Source organism: Pseudomonas californiensis, assembly GCF_021147775.1.
Classification (GTDB): Bacteria; Pseudomonadota; Gammaproteobacteria; order Pseudomonadales; family Pseudomonadaceae; genus Aquipseudomonas; species Aquipseudomonas californiensis.
The window spans coordinates 1-1,737 of the sequence record NZ_JAGTPK010000110.1 but is presented as its reverse complement, the minus strand read 5'-3'; the positions used below and the strand labels follow the sequence as shown (position 1 = coordinate 1,737).

1 protein-coding gene is annotated in these 1,737 nt (G+C 61.3%); it reads right to left on the bottom strand.

All coding sequences use genetic code 11. The annotated features are described in order from the left end of the window. On the bottom strand, positions 1 to 1,667 hold a 1,667-nt coding region (locus KDX37_RS29085), incomplete at its 3' end, for a type VI secretion system Vgr family protein (protein WP_231656620.1). Between the last annotated feature and the right edge of the window lie 70 nt (positions 1,668 to 1,737).

The following is a 1,737-nucleotide window of genomic DNA, read 5'->3' as shown; positions in this document are numbered from 1 at the left end:
AGGTGATCATCAGCCTTGGCCTCGGTCAGCCGATCACCGTCGACGGTGCGGTGTTCCTGTGCCTTGAACTCGCTGTAGCTGTTGGCCTCGACCCGGTCATGGCGCTCGTGGCCGATGCGGATTTTCTGGTCATGCTCGATGTTCTGGTCCCAGTCGCGCTGGGCATGCAGGTAGATCTGTTCCTGACCGGCCCGGTCTTCAATGCGCAGTTCGTTGGAGCCCTTGCCGCCGGGGCTGCTGAGGGTCTTGAACACGCTACGGGTTTTGTTCGCGGGCAGTTCGTAAGGTGGAACATGCTCGGCGTGGTACAGGCAGCCGGTGATCAGTGGTTGATCGGGATCGCCTTCAAGAAAGGTCACCAGCACTTCCATGCCGATGCGCGGGATGACCATGCCGCCGTAGCGATCACCGGCCCAACTGGACGAGACGCGCAGCCAGCAACTGCTGTGCTCGTTGCCCTGACCTTCGCGATCCCAGTGGAACTGCACCTTGACCCGGCCGTGACGGTCGCAATGGATTTCCTGATCCGCAGGACCTGTGACCACCGCAGTCTGGCTGCCGAGCACACGGGGTTTGTGATGCTGTAAAGCCGGCCGAAAACAGGCGTCCCACGGCGTTGCGACAAAGGTATTGCGGTAGCCCTGCTGAAACCCATCATTGCTGCGTTGATCGTGCGCCAACGACTCTTCCAGCACCTGCGGCTGGCGGCCTTCATGCTGCACATCAGTCAGCAGCCACAGGTCATTCCAGCCTGGATTGGGGTGCTCGCTCAGCGGCAAAAAATGCCCGCTGACCAGTCGTGGCTGATCACCGCGACCTTCAGCCAGCCGGTAGTCGTGACGATGGCGCTCCAGTGCGCGTTTGGCCAAATGCACACCGCGATCACGGTGCGTGAAGCGGCCGGGGTAGTCGTAGTCTTCCAGGTCTGGCCTGGCCTCGCCTTTGGCGGCGCCTTCCATGGTCAGGCGCGGTTTTTCGAAGTGATAGTCGCGGCGGGTGATGCGGCTGGGGCGGGTTTCCAGGCGCAGGTTGAAACGCTTGATCACCGGCGTTTCAGCCACCAGCGCGCTGTCGGGGTGATAGGCGACCGGCTCCAGTTTCGGGAACACCGTCTGGTCGTCACCGAACACCAGTTGATGCGCGGCGGCACTGTGCTCGAAGTGATAATGCAGGCCTTCTTCTTCGCACAGACGCTGGATGAAGTGCAGGTCTGACTCGTCGTATTGGACGCAGTAGTCACGCTCGGGGTATTCGGTGCCGAGATGAAAGCGATAGGCCGTGGACAGCAGCCCGTGTTCTTCCAGCACCTGAGCGATGATCTTCGGCACGCTGCGGTGCTGAAAAATACGCTGGTTGCTGCGGTGAGCCAGCCGGGCCAGATGCGGGCGCAGGGTGATCGAGTAATGGGTCAGCCGCGTGCCGGAATCACCTTGGGCGATGCGGTCGATCAGCCCGTGAATGCCGCCGCCTTCGGGGGTGAACTGCAGGAAGGCGGGGCGCTGCAACAGGCTTTCGAGGTCCATCGAAGGCCGCTCGCTGACCAGATCAACGACGAAGCTGAACGGCTGGCTGATGGCTTCGTTGCCGGTGAACGCGAGGACGTGAAAGTCGTGATCAATGCCTTCAAGGCTCAGGCTGAAATGAGCCTGATTGGCAGCTGCAAACATCCCGGATCCCTTGCGTAGGAACGGGCAAGCACGCCCGCTGAACGCAACGGAGATAACAAGAACAGTGCCA